The organism is Nonomuraea sp. SYSU D8015 (assembly GCF_008065375.1).
Classification (GTDB): domain Bacteria; phylum Actinomycetota; class Actinomycetes; order Streptosporangiales; family Streptosporangiaceae; genus Nonomuraea.
The window spans coordinates 366887-381477 of sequence record NZ_VJYI01000001.1 but is presented as its reverse complement, the minus strand read 5'-3'; the positions used below and the strand labels follow the sequence as shown (position 1 = coordinate 381477).

At 70.4% G+C, this 14591-nt stretch carries 15 protein-coding genes and 1 riboswitch; of the genes, 5 read left to right on the top strand and 10 right to left on the bottom strand.

The window, feature by feature from the left end:
• Nucleotides 1-22 precede the first annotated feature (22 nt).
• A riboswitch (ZMP/ZTP riboswitch) is annotated at nt 23-105 on the bottom strand.
• Between the two features lie 25 nt (nt 106-130).
• The 4 genes from ID574_RS03615 to ID574_RS03600 are packed head-to-tail and all read right to left on the bottom strand — an operon-like array spanning nt 131 to nt 3880.
• The gene (locus tag ID574_RS03615; RefSeq protein ID WP_188187299.1) at nt 131-1657 is read right to left on the bottom strand and encodes a serine/threonine-protein kinase; all 1527 of its coding nucleotides are present in this window, start codon (nt 1655-1657) and stop codon (nt 131-133) included.
• A 48-nt stretch (nt 1658-1705) separates the two neighbouring features.
• Nucleotides 1706-2641 carry a YihY/virulence factor BrkB family protein gene (locus tag ID574_RS03610; protein WP_223166332.1) on the bottom strand — a complete coding sequence of 312 codons (936 nt, stop codon included), beginning with the start codon at nt 2639-2641 and terminating at the stop codon, nt 1706-1708.
• Between the two features lie 57 nt (nt 2642-2698).
• Nucleotides 2699-3073 carry a YccF domain-containing protein gene (locus tag ID574_RS03605; protein WP_188187298.1) on the bottom strand — a complete coding sequence of 125 codons (375 nt, stop codon included), beginning with the start codon at nt 3071-3073 and terminating at the stop codon, nt 2699-2701.
• Between the two features lie 42 nt (nt 3074-3115).
• Complete coding sequence (locus ID574_RS03600; protein WP_188188265.1) at nt 3116-3880, bottom strand: TIGR03084 family metal-binding protein; 765 nt, start codon at nt 3878-3880, stop codon at nt 3116-3118.
• 270 nt (nt 3881-4150) lie between these two features.
• On the opposite strand from ID574_RS03600, the gene ID574_RS62670 reads away from it, so the two are divergent.
• The 4 genes from ID574_RS62670 (at nt 4151) to ID574_RS03585 (ending at nt 7654) form a co-directional block, all read left to right on the top strand.
• Nucleotides 4151-4234, top strand: a complete 84-nt coding sequence (locus ID574_RS62670) for a putative leader peptide (RefSeq protein ID WP_311132608.1) — start codon at nt 4151-4153, stop codon at nt 4232-4234.
• 108 nt (nt 4235-4342) lie between these two features.
• Nucleotides 4343-6031: a nitrite/sulfite reductase gene (locus ID574_RS03595; protein ID WP_188187297.1), complete on the top strand. Its 1689-nt coding sequence runs from the start codon at nt 4343-4345 to the stop codon at nt 6029-6031.
• Between the two features lie 136 nt (nt 6032-6167).
• On the top strand, nt 6168-6896 hold the full coding sequence (locus ID574_RS03590) for a phosphoadenylyl-sulfate reductase (protein ID WP_188187296.1): 729 nt from the start codon (nt 6168-6170) through the stop codon (nt 6894-6896).
• Complete coding sequence (locus tag ID574_RS03585) at nt 6878-7654, top strand: sirohydrochlorin chelatase (protein WP_442939207.1); 777 nt, start codon at nt 6878-6880, stop codon at nt 7652-7654. Before ID574_RS03590 ends, ID574_RS03585 begins: the two co-directional genes overlap by 19 nt.
• Before the next feature lie 91 nt (nt 7655-7745).
• Here ID574_RS03585 and ID574_RS03580 read toward each other — a convergent pair whose 3' ends face one another.
• Complete coding sequence (locus ID574_RS03580; RefSeq protein WP_188187295.1) at nt 7746-8468, bottom strand: DUF1707 SHOCT-like domain-containing protein; 723 nt, start codon at nt 8466-8468, stop codon at nt 7746-7748.
• Between the two features lie 215 nt (nt 8469-8683).
• On the opposite strand from ID574_RS03580, the gene ID574_RS03575 reads away from it, so the two are divergent.
• A complete protein-coding gene (locus ID574_RS03575) occupies nt 8684-10021 on the top strand; it encodes an ankyrin repeat domain-containing protein (protein ID WP_223166329.1) in 1338 nt (445 codons plus the stop codon).
• A 14-nt stretch (nt 10022-10035) separates the two neighbouring features.
• Here the strand turns inward: ID574_RS03575 and ID574_RS03570 are convergent, their stop codons facing one another.
• The 5 genes from ID574_RS03570 to ID574_RS03550 all read right to left on the bottom strand — a co-directional run bounded on the left by ID574_RS03570 (nt 10036) and on the right by ID574_RS03550 (nt 14515).
• Nucleotides 10036-10599 carry an HD domain-containing protein gene (locus ID574_RS03570; protein ID WP_188188262.1) on the bottom strand — a complete coding sequence of 188 codons (564 nt, stop codon included), beginning with the start codon at nt 10597-10599 and terminating at the stop codon, nt 10036-10038.
• Between the two features lie 523 nt (nt 10600-11122).
• Entirely contained in the window at nt 11123-11467 is a 345-nt protein-coding gene (locus ID574_RS03565) for a hypothetical protein (RefSeq protein ID WP_188187294.1), read from the bottom strand.
• A gap of 211 nt (nt 11468-11678) precedes the next feature.
• Nucleotides 11679-12872 (bottom strand): serine hydrolase domain-containing protein, encoded by a 1194-nt coding sequence (locus ID574_RS03560; RefSeq protein ID WP_223166328.1) that lies wholly within the window; start codon nt 12870-12872, stop codon nt 11679-11681.
• 195 nt (nt 12873-13067) lie between these two features.
• On the bottom strand, nt 13068-13958 hold the full coding sequence (locus ID574_RS03555) for a maleylpyruvate isomerase family mycothiol-dependent enzyme (RefSeq protein ID WP_188187293.1): 891 nt from the start codon (nt 13956-13958) through the stop codon (nt 13068-13070).
• Nucleotides 13958-14515, bottom strand: a complete 558-nt coding sequence (locus tag ID574_RS03550) for a sigma-70 family RNA polymerase sigma factor (protein ID WP_223166327.1) — start codon at nt 14513-14515, stop codon at nt 13958-13960. Before ID574_RS03550 ends, ID574_RS03555 begins: the two co-directional genes overlap by 1 nt.
• Nucleotides 14516-14591 lie beyond the last annotated feature (76 nt).

Below are 14591 nucleotides of genomic sequence, written 5' to 3'. Positions count from 1 at the left end.
TCTCCTGTCATCGTTGACAACGTGCGAAGACCCAGGCGCACGGCCTCCGCTCCTTTCGCTCCCCGGTGGTCGTTCCCACCCAATGCGCCAGTCGCGTCTCGCTGTAGACGATAGCGGATGCGGCCGAGCGTCACTCCTTGGCGATCAGCACGTTCTTGAAGAGTCCGAGCTTGAGAAGGTCCAGGTCAACGGTCTTGGCGCTCTTGGGTACGCGGCGGAAAACGGCATAGAAGCGCTTGGACTGCCCTGCCTCGATCTCGTCGTAATACCCCCACGTTGTGCAGGCGCATACGTCGCCGTTCCACATGGGCTTGATGGGATAGGTCTCACCCGGAAGAGTCATCACGATGTCTCCGAGGTTCGCCTCGTCGATCCCGAAGAAGCGCTGCACATATGTGGAGGCGCGGGCGGCATCGCTCCTGATGGTGAACTGGAGCTTGACGTTGGGGCCCTGCCACACGAGTGAGTCGATTTGCACGAGCCCTCGAATGCTCCCGCCCCCCTCCAAGGAGAGCAGGAAGGGCAGTACCGCCGCCTCTTTGCCCGGTGTGATCACCGCATTCGCCCCGACGGTCTTGGTCGGGACCGGCGCGCTGGAGGCCGGTTCGGGCGTGGCGGTGGCCGTCACAGTGCTGGTCTGCGTCATGGTGACGGTGGATCTCGCGGACCCGGCCGTCGCGGCCTTCGACTCCCACGGCCGCCACAGGGCCACCGTGCCGCCCGCCGCCAGAACGGCCGCGAGGACGGCGGACACCGCAGGCGCCACCCAGCGGCGTCCCGGCCGGACGGGCGGCGGCGGAGGTGGGGGCTGGGTGAGGAGCGGCGTCCAGGAGTCGCTCACCGCGCGGGTCGCCGCCACCACCGTCGCCCGCTCGCGCCCCAGCATCCGGTCCAGCAGCTGCTGCGCGGTCGGGCGTCGGTCCGGCTCCTTGTGCAGGGCCTCCTCCACCAGGCGCCGCAGCCGCTCGTCCAGCCCGTCGAGCACGGGCACGTGATGGGCGACCCGATACAGCACCTCGGGCACCGCACCAGTGCCGAACGGCGGCCGGCCGGTGCCGGCGTAGGTGACGACGCCGCCCCAGGCGAACACGTCGCTGGCCGCCGTGATCGGCCCGCCGCTGGCCTGCTCGGGCGCCATGTACGCCGGCGTGCCCACCACCGCCGCCGACCGCGTGGCGTCCGGCTCGGCCTGACGGGCGATGCCGAAGTCGATGACCCGCGGCCCGACCGCGCTGAGCAGGATGTTCGACGGTTTGAGGTCGCGGTGCACGATCCCGGCCTCGTGGATGGCGGCCAGTGCGGTGGCCACCCCGACCGCCAGCGCCTCCAGGTTGGCCCCGCTCATCGGCCCCCGCTGCTCGATCAGGGAGGCCAGGTCGGGACCCTCGACGTACTCGGTGACGATGTAGGCGGTCTCGCCCTCGATCCCGGCGTCCAGGACCGGCGCCGTGCAGAACCGAGCCACCTTGCGTGCCGCCTCGGCCTCGCGGGTGAAACGTCGCCTGAAGTCGTCGCGGCCGGCCAGCTCGGGCTTGAGCACCTTGAGCGCGACCGGCCGGAACTCCGGATCCTGGGCGAGGTAGACCACGCCCATGCCGCCTTCGCCCAGCTTCCGCACGATCGCGTACGGGCCGATACGCCGGATTTGATCGCTCACGCCAGCATTCTGGCGATCACACTTGCATCTGAGTAGCGAATCGCCAGATCACTTGGTCCGGCCCACGCCCGGCCAGAGCCGATCGACCTCGGCGTTCAGAATGGCCCCGATGAGCACCGCCAGGGCCGTGATGTAGAGCCACAGCAGCAACGCGATGGGCGCCGCCAGCGAGCCGTACACGGAGACGGGCGAGAACCACGCCGCGAGCACCGCCCGCAGCACCGCGGCGCAGACGATCCACAGGAAGAGAGCCAGGATCGCGCCGGGGAGCTCGCGGTACCACTTGGTCCTGATCGGCACGCTGACGTGGTAGAGCACGGTCAGGAAGAGCACCGAGCCGACGATCACGATGGGCCAGTAGAGCACGTGGACCATGACGCCGTACTCGTCGGGCAGCGCGCCCTCGAGCAGCGCCGGGCCGACGACGAGGATGGGCATGACGATGATCCCGATGAGCAGGCCCACGACGTACAGGCCGAACGACATGAGCCTGGTGCGGATGATGCCGCGCTCCTCACCCAGGCCGTAGGCGACGGAGATGAGGTCCACGTACACGTAGAGGGCCCTGGAGCCGGACCAGAGCGACAGCAGGAAGCCCAGGGAGATGATCGACACCTGCTGGGCGGCGTTCGGGCTGAGCACGTCGGCGATGAGGGGGTTGATCACCTTGTTGACGGCGTCGTCGGTGAACAGCAGCCCGGACTGGTCGATCACCCATTTCTTGACGTCCTCGACCATGGCGGGGCTCAGCCATGCGCCCAGCTTGCCGATCACGCCGATCAGGCCCAGTACGAAAGGGGGAAGCGACAGCAGGGCGAAGAACGCCGCCTCGCCTGCCAGGCCGGTCACCCGGTAGGTGACGCCCGCGTTCGTGGCGGCGCGGACGATGGCCCACGACTTCGTGTCGAGCACCCAGTTCAGCCTCGCCCGGGCGTTGGAGGCGAGGCCTCGCTTCGGCCGGGAAGGCGCATCGGTGGACGTCATGGCACCCAACGTGTTAGCAGTGACTCTTCGGGACAGCTTACGTCCCCGATACCTGCCCTAGGAGTGCTCGACGATACGGGCTCCCAGCGGGAAGAGGGACACCGGGATCATTTTGATGTTCGCGACGCCCATCGGGATGCCGATGATGGAGATGAACAGCGGTATCGAGGTGATCACGTGGCCGATGGCCAGCCAGATGCCGGCGACCACGCACCAGATCACGTTGCCGAGGAGCGAGAAGACCCCCGCCTCCGGGTCGCGCTCGACGGTGCGGCCGAACGGCCACAGCGCGTAGGCGGCGATCCTGAACGAGGCGATGCCGAACGGGATGGTGACGATCAGGATGCAGCAGATGACGCCGGCCAGCGCGTAGCCCATCGCGAGCCAGATCCCGGCGAACACCAGCCAGATGACATTGAGAATCGTCCTCATGCTTACAGCATGTCGCCGCGCGTGCCGTTTGCGTCCCTGATTTCACCCTGATCTGGGCCCCCGGCCCTTCCCGGGGGGACCGGCGAACGCCTGGGCGATCTGCATCCAGGCCCGCGCCGGCTCGCCCGTCAGCTCCAGTGCGGCGTCGGACAGGTGGAGGCGCTGGGTGACGACCAGGCAGAAGTCGAGCATCGGCCCGCGGACCACGGCGGCCGCCTCCGGCGGGCCCGCCGTCCACGTGCCCCCGCCGGGCATGGCCAGCTCCACGCGCACCGGCTCGGAAGGCTCCGGAAGGCCCCGCACGGCGAAGCTGTACGGCCGCGCCCGGAACCCGATCATGGCCACGTGCCGCAACCGGTCCGCCGGCTCCCTCACGACGCCGAGCGCGTCGGCCACGTCCTGCCCGTGCGCCCAGGTCTCCATCAGCCGCGCGGTGACGAAGGACGCGGCCGACATGGCCGGCCCGAACCACGGCAGGCGGTCGCGGGCGTCCAGCGCGGCGAACGCCTGGAGGCTGCGGGCGCGGGCGGCGCGGAACCACTCGAGCAGCTCGGCCGGCGGCATCCCGCGCGCCTGCAGGACGAGGTCGTCGACCGACCGGAAGCCGCTCAGCGAGGCGTGGAAGCCTTCCGGGTCGGTGGCGGCCCGGGCGGCCGCGTCGTCGAACCAGGCCAGATGGCTCACCTGGTCGCGGACGGCCCAGCCTTCGGCGGGCGTGGTGAGCTCCCAGTCCGCGTCCCGCAGGGGCTGGAGCAGCGCCTCGAGGGACGCGGTCTCGGCGCGGAGATCGTCGAGCAACTCGGCCATGAGATCCACGGGCGCCAGCCTAACCCGAACAACGTTCTGGGAGAATAATGGAAGTGTGATCTGTGAGAGCTGCAAGGACAGGCGGCACGAAGACTGCCGCGGCGGCTCCTGGTGTGATTGTCAGCACAAGACGGAGGCCAAGCCCAAGGATTCGGAGCTCGGCTGGCGCCGTCAGGGCTGAACAGGCCGGAAAACAGGGCGAAAGACCGGACAGTCCCACACTCTGGACCCTGTCTTGGACATCCTGGACGGTCAAGGTATCGTCGAACCATGCCAGCGGACCCCATGCTCGTCGGTCGACGCCACGTCGACCTCCAGCGTGTCCGCAGTGCCATCTGTTGCGACGCCCGCTAACCCCGTTTTCTCTGCCGCTGAGCGCGTCGCAATCCTCTGAACTTTCCTGCCCCTCGATGACGAGGCCCGGAGGAATCCTGCGCGCGCCCATGATCCGAAGGACGCGCAATGAGCACCCCTGCCAGCCGCACCCCTGCCAGCCGGCACCACAAGCGCCCGCGCGGCGAAGGCCAGTGGGCTCTCGGTTACCGTGAGCCGCTCAACAAGAACGAAGAGAACAAGAAGAACGACGACGGCCTCAACGTCCGCCAGCGCATCATCGACATCTACTCCAAGCGTGGCTTCGACTCGATCGACCCCGCCGACCTGCGCGGCCGCATGCGCTGGTACGGCCTCTACACGCAGCGCAAGCCGGGCATCGACGGGGGCAAGACCGCGATCCTCGAGCCGGAGGAGCTCGACGACCGCTACTTCATGCTGCGCGTCCGCATCGACGGCGGCCAGCTCGACCTGCGGCAGCTGCGCACGATCGCGGACATCTCCAACGAGTACGGCCGCGGCACCGCCGACCTGACCGACCGCCAGAACGTGCAGCTGCACTGGGTGGAGATCGAGTCGGTGCCCGACATCTGGGAGCGCCTGGAGGCCGTGGGCCTGTCGACCACGGAGGCGTGCGGCGACACGCCGCGTGTGATCCTCGGCTGTCCGCTGGCCGGCATCGACGCCGACGAGGTGCTCGACGCCACCGAGCAGATCTGGGAGGTCCAGGAGCGGGTCGTCGGCAACCCGGCGTACTCGAACCTGCCCCGCAAGTTCAAGTCGGCGGTGAGCGGCTGCCCGGCGCACTGCACGGTGCACGAGATCAACGACGTGGCGTTCGTCGGCGTGGTCAACGAGCAGGGCGAGACCGGCTATGACCTGTGGGTGGGCGGCGGCCTGTCCACGAACCCGATGCTCGGCAAGCGCATCGGCGTGTTCGTCAGGCCGGAGCAGGTGGCCGACGTCTACGAGGGCGTGGTCGGGATCTTCCGCGACTACGGCTACCGGCGGCTGCGGCACCGGGCGCGGATCAAGTTCCTGGTCAACGACTGGGGCGCCGAGAAGTTCCGCGAGATCCTCGAGACCGAATACCTCAAGGCGCCGCTGCCCGACGGGCCCGCCCCTGAGCAGCCGCGCGGCAGCCGCCGCGACCACGTCGGCGTCTTCCCGCAGAAGGACGGCAACTTCTACGTCGGGTTCGCGCCCAAGGTGGGCCGGCTCGACGGCGACAAGCTCCACACGATCGCCGACATCGCCGAGCGCCACGGCTCCGGCCGGGTGCGCACGACGGTCGAGCAGAAGATGGTCATCCTCGACGTCGCGCCCGACCAGGTCGACTCCATCGTGGCCGAGCTGGAGGCCAACGACCTGCAGGTCAGGCCGTCCACGTTCCGGCGCCAGACGATGGCGTGCACCGGCATCGAATACTGCAAGCTGGCCATCGTCGAGACCAAGGCCACCGCCGCCCAACTCATCGACGAGCTGGAGCGCCGGCTGCCCGACTTCCAGGAGCCGCTGACCATCAACGTCAACGGCTGCCCCAACTCCTGCGCCCGCATCCAGGTCGCCGACATCGGCCTCAAGGGCCAGCTGGTGGTGGACGAGAACGGCGACCAGGTGGAGGGCTTCCAGATCCACCTGGGCGGCTCGCTCGGCGTCAACCCCGGCTTCGGCCGGAAGGTGCGCGGCCTGAAGACCACCGCCGAGGCGCTGCCCGACTACGTGGAGCGCGTGGTGAAGAACTACGACGCCCAGCGCAAGGAAGGCGAGTCGTTCGCCGACTGGGTGCAGCGAGCGGACGAGGCGGACCTGAAATGACCACACGAGCGGTTCCCTTCCACTGCCCGTACTGCGGCGACGAGGACCTCGAACCCTACGAGGGTGACGGCGGCTGGTACTGCCGGGCCTGCGCTCGTGCCTTCAAGCTGAAATTTCTTGGAATCGGAGTGAAGATATGACGCTGGTCGACATAGAGGTCGGTTTAAGAGAACAACGCGGCACGCTCGACCTGCAGGACATCGTCGAGTCCGCCGCCACGTTCCTGGAGGGCGCCCCGGCCCGCGAGATCATCCGCTGGGCGGCGGCCACGTTCGGCGACCGGCTCTGCCTGACGTCCTCGATGAGCGACGCCCTCCTCATCGACCTGGTGAGCAGGGTCAAGCCCGGCGTGGACGTGTTGTTCATCGACACCGGCTACCACTTCGCCGAGACGATCGGCACGCGGGACGCGGTGCGCCAGGTCTATGACGTCAACGTGATCGACATCAAGCCGTCGCGGACGGTCGAGGAGCAGGATCGCGACCTCGGCCCGCGGCTGTTCGGCCGCAACCCGGACCTGTGCTGCTACCTGCGCAAGGTGGAGCCGCTCAACCGGGCGCTGGAGCCGTACCTGGCGTGGATCTCCGGCATCCGCCGCGACGAGTCGCCCAGCCGGAAGAACACCAAGGTCGTCGAGTGGGACGCCAAGCGGCAGATGGTCAAGGTCAACCCGATCGCCGCCTGGACGCAGGAGGACGTCGACAACTACATCGCCGACAACGGGGTGCTGATCAACCCGTTGCACTATGACAACTACCCCTCGATCGGCTGCGCGCCGTGCACGCGGCAGGTCGCGGAGGGAGAGGATCCGCGCAGCGGACGCTGGGCGGGTCTGGGGAAGGTCGAATGCGGCATTCACCTGTGATCCCCAGGAGGGGACCTGTCCCGTTGGCAGGCGGGACGGCCCCCGGTGGCGTGCCACTGGTGGCGGTGGCGCACGGATCGCGAGATCCGCGGGCCGCCGCCACCGTGGCCGCGCTGCTCGACCAGGTTCCGCTGGACGTCCGCGTCGCGTACCTGGATCACTGCGCTCCCACGCTCTCCCAGGCCCTGAGCGGCCTGGAGGAGGCGGTGGTGCTGCCGTTGCTGCTCACCGAGGCCTACCACAGCCGGGTGGACCTTCCGGCGGCGCTGAACGAGGTGCGGGCGCGGGATCCGCGCCTGCGCGTGCACTACGGCACCACGCTGGGCCCGCATCCGCTGCTGCGGGCCGCGCTGGAGCGGAGGCTGGCCGAGGCCGGGGTCCGGGCCGGGGACCCGGACACGGCGGTGGTGCTGGTGTCGGCGGGTTCGAGCGACGCCAGGGCCAACGCGGTGATCTCGCGGCTGGCGCGGGAGTGGCGGCGGGCCGGCTGGTGGACGGTCAGGGCCGCCTACGCCTCGGCCGCCGACCCGTCCCCCGCGCAGGCGGTGGCCGAGCTGGTGCGCGCGGGCGCGCCGCGCGTGGTCGTGGCGCCCTATCTGCTGGCTCCCGGCTACTTCGCCGACAAGGTGCGGCGCACCACGCTGGAGGCGGGCGCCGCGATCGTGGCCGACGTGCTCGGCCCGGCTCCGGAGCTGGCCGACGTGCTGCTGGAGCGGTACGCGGCGGCGCAGCGGCGACCGGTGTCACTCGCCGTCTGAGCAGGCGGGCCGGCGCGTCGCGCGGGTTCGGGCAGGCGGCCTGGGCCTGGCGCCCCGCGGGCGGCGCCGCCTCGCGCGGGCCGGCGGCTGGTCAGTAGCCGCGCCCGAGGTCCCTGTGCTGGTCGCGGAGCTGCCTGCGCAACTCGCGGCCCTCGGTCCGCAACTGCCGGCCGAGCTCCCGCCAGTCCTCGCCGTGCATCTGCCGCCAGTGCTCGCGCCAGGCCGCGAAGCCGCGCTTCAGCGGCTGCGCCCGAGAGTCGCCGAGGATCTTGACGTCGCCCATCACGGCGTACGCGCGCACCCGCACCACCGGGACGTTCATCCCGGGCGCCGCCTCCAGCACGTCCACCTTCTTGTCCCCCATGATCGCCATGCCTTCGAGGTCCACGTTGACCCCGTCGGGCACGATGATCTTCACGTTCCCCATCACGGAGACGGCCGTGATGTCGACCGTGTCCGTGCGCACCTCGGCCTCGCGCAGGTCCAGCAGCACGTCCCCCATGACGGCGACGGCGCCGAGCTCCTCGTCGATCCGCCACTTCCCGCGGCGCTTGGAGTCGCCCATGATCCCGACGAACCAGCGCCGCTTCCTGCCCTCCCGGACCGGCACGGGCGGCGCGGGCACCGCGCCGGCGGCGGGCAGGTCCTGGGTGAGCATCGCGAGCTCGGCATGAGTGGTGGCGGTATACGCGGCCTCCGTGCGGTCGGTCAGCTCGGCCAGCGTGAGCCTGCCCTCCACCGAGGCGACACGGAGCTGTTCGACGACGGCCTCGCGCTCGGCGTCCGACGCGCGGACGTCACCAGGATCAGTCATACTCGCAACATATCTCGAATCGGCCGAAATGGAGCTCCTCCTTCGGGAGGAGAAGTGTCATAGCTGAACCGATGAGAAACCTGCTAAGCAGGTTTCTTGTCGGCATGCCCATCCGTCATGGCCGTTGAACCCTGGCGGGTCGAGGGCGCGTACCACTGCATGACATGGCCCTAGCTTGGTCCGGGGCGCGGCCGGATCAAGCTAGGGTCCGTGTCATGCATGAGGAACAGCTCTACCGCGCGGCGTTGAACGGCGAGACCGATACCGTGGGCAAGCTGCTGGCCGGCGGCGCCGATCCCAACAGGCCCAGCGAGGGCGAGGACGAGGGGCTGCCGCTGTGCGCGGCCGCCGCGTGGGACCGGTACGAAACCGCGAAGACGCTGCTGGAGGCCGGCGCCGACGTCAACGGGCGGGAGGCCGGCGGCTGGACCGCGCTGCACTGGGCCGCCGCCAACGGCCAGCGGGCCGTGGCCCGGCTGCTCATCGAGTCGGGCGCCGACGTGGACGCGGCCAACGACGACGGCGACACCCCGCTCACGCTGGCCGCCAGGCGCGGCGCGCTGGGGGTGACGCAGGAGCTGCTGCAGGCGGGCGCCGACCACGAGAAGTACGACGGTGACGGCGACACGCCGCTCGACATCGCCGCCGACTGGGTGGGCGTGCACCTGGAGAGCGCGCTGCTCGACCAGATCCAGCAGGACGACTGGGACTACGTCGTGACCCGCCAGCACGCCAAGGACGGCACCGAGCTGGTCACGGTGTCCGGGCGCTCGCCGGACGGCTCCGAGGTCGAGCAGGTCCAGGCGCAGCGGGGGCACGCGGCCGTGGCGACCCTGCTGGAGGAGGCGGCCGGGATCGAAACGCCGGTGGAGCGACTCGTGGCCCGGGCCGTGGCCCACCGCGACATCGACGAGGACGCCGAGACCTGGTGGATCGTCGCCGACGCGCTGCGCAGGCGGGGCGACGACGAGACGTACGAGGCCCTCGCCAGGTTGTGCGTCAGCGAGGACGCCAGGGAGCGGGAGTTCGCCGTGGACGCGATCGCCCAGTTCGGGGTCACCGAGGACGAAAAGCCGTACCGCGAGCGCACGCTGCCGCTGCTGCTGAAGATGGTCACCACGGAGGGCGACCCGCAGGTGCTGCGCTCGGTGCTGTCCGCGCTCGGCCACCAGCAAGACCCACGGGCGCTCCCGGCGGTCCTGGACGTCATCCGGCGGCCTGGACACAAGCGCACGATGAACGACCCGATCGCGCTGGCCGACGTGATGCCGCCGGACCACGAGGAGGCCCTGGCGCTGCTGATCGAGATGACCGGGGACGACAGCCCGGACGTGCGCGAGTGGGCCACGCACGGGCTCGCGGAGCTGCAGGCCGACACGCCGCGGATCCGCGAGGCGCTGGCGGCCAGGCTGACCGACCCCAACCTGACCACGGTGGCCGAGGCCACGCACGGGCTGGCCGTCCGCGGCGACGACCGGGCCGCCCAGGGCAGGGAGCGGGTGCTGGCGGAGAGCGACGACGAGTACGCCAGGGGCCTCGTCAACGATCGGTAGCGCGGGAGGGGGCCTCAGTCGCCGTTGAGCACGCGCGTCACCCAGTCAAGGGTGCCCGTGCGCAGGGCCTCCTCCGCCAGGCGCTTGCCCGTCGGCGTGGTGAGGGCGGCGAGCGAGCTGTCGATCCAGCCCTGGACGTTCTGGTGGCCCTGCTCGCGGTATTCGACGGCCTGGATGAGACATTCCAGCTTGTCGGCGTCCCGCGCGCAGACGGCCTCGACGCTCTCCTTCTCCTCGTACTCCGCCACCGCGTCGCGCACCATGTCCGCCACCGGCTCGCTCACGCCCCGCACCTGGTCGGCGGTGACCGCCTCATTGGGAGCCGCCTTGAGATAGCGCTTGCCGATGTACGGGATGTCGGTGATGCGCGTCTCCTGTGTGTCGTGGAACAGAGCCATGAACGCCGCCCGCTGCGGATCGCCGCCCTCCAGCCTGGCGATCACGGCGGCGATGATCGCCGCGCGGAACGAGTGCTCGGCCACGCTCTCCGGATCACGCACGCCGGCGACCAGCCACCCGGTGCGCTTGTAGCGCTTGAGCAGCCCGAACTCGTAGAGCAGCCCCGCCAGCCCCGTCATGTCGCCTGTCACGAGGACCCCCTCTCGTCATGCGCAGGGCCTAAGAGCGTCTTCGGCTCTCTGTGTTTACACGAGTAAAACGGACATCAGCGTAGTCTTATCGCATTCTGGCAGAGGCCGGGATGCGATTCGGTGGAAGCCGACGCCACATCCACCCCGTGAGCCGGGCGGACCATGGGTGAGAGCCGCGTTATCGGGGCCTGACTTCGCATTCCTTGATGGAGTGCGGCTCTTGGGCCACCGCCCCGCCGAACGCTGTCCCGTCGGTGCGGACACCGATGGGGGCGGGGACCGGGCGCCAGTCAGGCGCCGACGACAGTTCATACCCTGAACGACGGTTGCCACTGCGGCTGAGGGACGGTCCCGGCGCCCGGTCCGCCGCATGCCGGCGAGGACAGGGAACGGCGGCGAATACCGCAAATTCTGGCAAATGCCGCGACCATTCTCCTGGCCGCGGCATTCGTCATATGCGGATGTGAGGAGTCGAATTCCGCGCGACCCGTCCGCCGTGTCGCCGGTGCGGTTACCTGTCGGCGGCGTGGAGCCCGTGGAGGCGGTCGTAGTAGTGACGGGCGCCCGGATGCCACCCGGGGTGGTGGTGCCGCCAGCTGGGGTGGTGGTAGTAGCGCCAGCTGGGGTGGTAGTAGCGCCACCAGCCGTAACGGCAGCGGTAGTTGTGATCGCAGTACAGCGGCGGCGTCTCGTGCGAGCTGACGGAGACCCCGAGCGTGGCGGTGGAGCTCGCGCTGGCCACCCCCTGACCGGTGGGGAGGAGCATGACCCCGGCTGCAGCGGCGGCCAGGGTCAGGGCCGCGACACGCCTGACGCCTCGCGTGCGCAGTTGCCGACTTTCGGTATTCTCGTGCATTCGACTTCCATTCATGGATAGAGATCGGCCGCGAATCCGGCGCCGAATATCGTGGGCCGGACAGAAGCAGAATTACCCATCCACGGAATCGCAGTTAACCTCCCCGGATCCCAACAACGCGTCAAATCCCCGGCGCCACCGGGCGGAGTTGCCAAACAACGATTTTCTGCTTGTTTCCGCGACGCGGGGCATGTCACGGGAATTTCGCCGGTCAGTCGTCGATCGCCGCGTACGCCAGGGTCCAGAAGTCCTGGAACACGCGCGGCGGCAGCGGCGAGCCCAGGGCGCGCTGGGTGAGCAGGACGCCGATCAGGTCCTCGGCGGGGTCGGCGTACGCCTCGGTGCCCAGGCCGCCGGACCATCCGAAGCGGCCGGGGCCGACGGCCAGGTCGTCTCGGCGCGCGCCGACGGCGAGGCCGAACCCCCAGCCGCCGGCACCGAGGAACATCTCGTTGCCGGCCTTCTGCTCGGGCGTGAGGTGGTCGCTGATCATCAGCTCGACCGCGGGCCTGGAGAGCAGCCGGCCGCCGTCGTACCGCCCCTTGCGCAGCAGCATGCGGCAGAAGGCCAGGTAGTCGTCGGCGGTCGAGAGCAGGGACGGGCCGCCGCTGCCCGACGGGAAGACCGGCGGGCGGTCCCACTCGCGACGTTCGGGGCGGCGCGCCAGTGCGCCGGTCCGCGGGTCGGCGGCGTACGGGACCGCGAGCCGGTCGAGCTTCTCCCGCGGCAGGTGGAAGCCCGTGTCGCGCATCCCGAGGGGCTCGAAGATCCGCTCGCGCAGGAAATCGGCGAACGGCTGCCCGGTGGCGCGGGCAATCAGCACTCCGAGCACGTCCGCGCCGGTGTCGTACATCCAGGCCGTCCCCGGCTGGTGCACCAGCGGGAGCGCGCCGAGCCGTTTGATCCACTCGTCCGGGCCGAACGCGGGCCCGTCCGGGCCGATCTCCAGCCCGGCCTCCGCCTGCGCCCGGCGAATCGGCCAGTCGCCCAGCACCACGCCGGTGCCCAGGCGGAAGGTCAGCAGGTCTCGTGCGGTGATCGCGCGCTCGGCGGGCACGGTGTCGTCCAGCGGGCCGTCGGGGCGGCGCAGGACCCGCGATCCGGCCAGCTCCGGGAGCAGGGCGTCCACCGGGTCGTCCAGCCGGAGCCGGCACTCCTCGACGAGGATCATGGTGGCGGCGGCGGTGATCGGCTTCATCATGGACGCCAGACGGAAGATCGTGTCCCGCCGCATCGGCGGGCCGCCGCCGAGCTCCAGGGTGCCGAGCGCGGTCACGTGCGTCTCGCCGCGCCGGTGGACCAACGCGACCACGCCCGGCACGTCCCCGTCCGCGACGGCCTCGGCCAGCACCTCCCGCATCCGCTCGAGCCGCATCTGCGACAGCCCTCCCGCCTGCTCGCCCACAGGACCTCCTCTCGCCCTTGTCTCTCACAAAGGACAGACTGGTCCAGGCCACCGAACTCATCGCCCCGCACGAACCAGGTGACAGGCCGCCCCTCACACTCCGCCCTCAAGACCCGCTCGGCGGGTCAGCGGGAGGGACGGCGGTGCGGAGGGGCCCCGCACCGCGCACTCAAGACGCGCTCCGCAGGCGGCGGGTCAGGGGCCGGAGAAGGCGGGGGCGGTGGTGAGGACGTCTCTGGCCAGGGCCAGGTCGCCGGACAGCTCGGCGGGGAAGTCGGCCGGGTCTCCCCTGCCGCCGAGCAGGAAACAGAACTTCACCACGTCCGCGGTGATATGGGTGTCCGGCTCGCCAGGCGAGCTCTCCTCCACGCCCAGCGGAAGCAGCCACTCGCCCCCGCCCGGCCCCGTCAGCGTCAGGTGCAGCGTGCGACCGGCGCCGTTCAGCCCCGAGAAGAGCATCGTCCAGGGCAGCAGCCGCGCGCACAGGTCCGCGGTCGGCCGGATGTGCTCAGGGATCGGGTCGGGGAGCCGGATCTGGGCCGTCTTGGCCGCGTCGTCCGCGTGGATCCACGTTTCCAGGCCGCGGGCCAGGATGTGGTCGCTCACCGGGATCTCCATGCCGTCCAGCGTGGCCGGCGTCGTGGCCGGCAGCCCGGCCAGGTGGCGGCAGAGGGCGTCGGCCTGGGCCCGCCAGTCGCGCCGCGTCTGCTCGGGGCTGCGCGCCCGCTCGTACGCCTGGACGTCGCTCGTACGCCCCATCGAGTCGGTCGCCCCGATGGGCGGGCCGAGGACGGGGGCGCCCACGGAGGAGGCGAGGAGGCCGTCCTTGGCGGCCAGGTGGGCGACGAGCTCCTGCAGCGTCCAGCCCTCGACGATGATCCGCGACCAGTCGTCGTCCACGGCCGAGGCCAGCAGCGCGTCCATCGCGGCCACGCGGCCCGCGTACGGCTCCGCCCACGCGGCGGTGGGAGCCGCGGGCCTGCGCCGCGCCCGCGCCCCGGCCAGCAGCTGGGGCCGCAACGACTGGGCCGGCACCGCCGGGTCCTCCATCAACGCGTCCAGGTAGAGACGCTCGACGGGGTCCATCACACCTCTTCCTCTGCCAGCGCGTCGGCCAGCCGCTTCAGGGCCAGCCGGATGCGCGATTTGGCCGTGCCCTCGGGCACGCCCAGTTCCTCGCCGACCTGCCGATATGTTCTGCCCCCGAAGTAGGCCAACTCGACCGCCTGTCTGAGGCTGTCGGGCAATTCCGTCAGCGCCTGCCGCACCCGGGCGGCCTCGTCGGCGGCGAGCACGGTGTCCTCCAGCCTGGCGGGCTCGCGCTCGAACAACCGGGGCCCCAGCGCCGACACACGCCGCCTCTCCTCGGCACGCACGTGGTCGACCGCCCGGCGGTGCGCGATCGTCGCGAGCCAGGCCCGCAACGTGCCGCGATCCGGGTCGTAGGCCAGCGGCCGCTCCCAGAAGACCAGGAACACCTCCTGAGTGATGTCCTCGGCGATCACCCGGTCCCTGGTGACCCGCAGGGACAGGCCGAAGATCAGTGAGGAGAACCGATCGTAAACCTCCCCCAGCGCGGACTCATCGCCGCCGACCACCCGCTGATGTAACAGGCGGTCGTCGTACGGTGCCTCCACTGGCACCACACTCCCCGTTTCATCCGGACCAAGGCGGCACATGCGCCGCGACCCGAGCATGTCATTATTCGCCGGAAAAGTA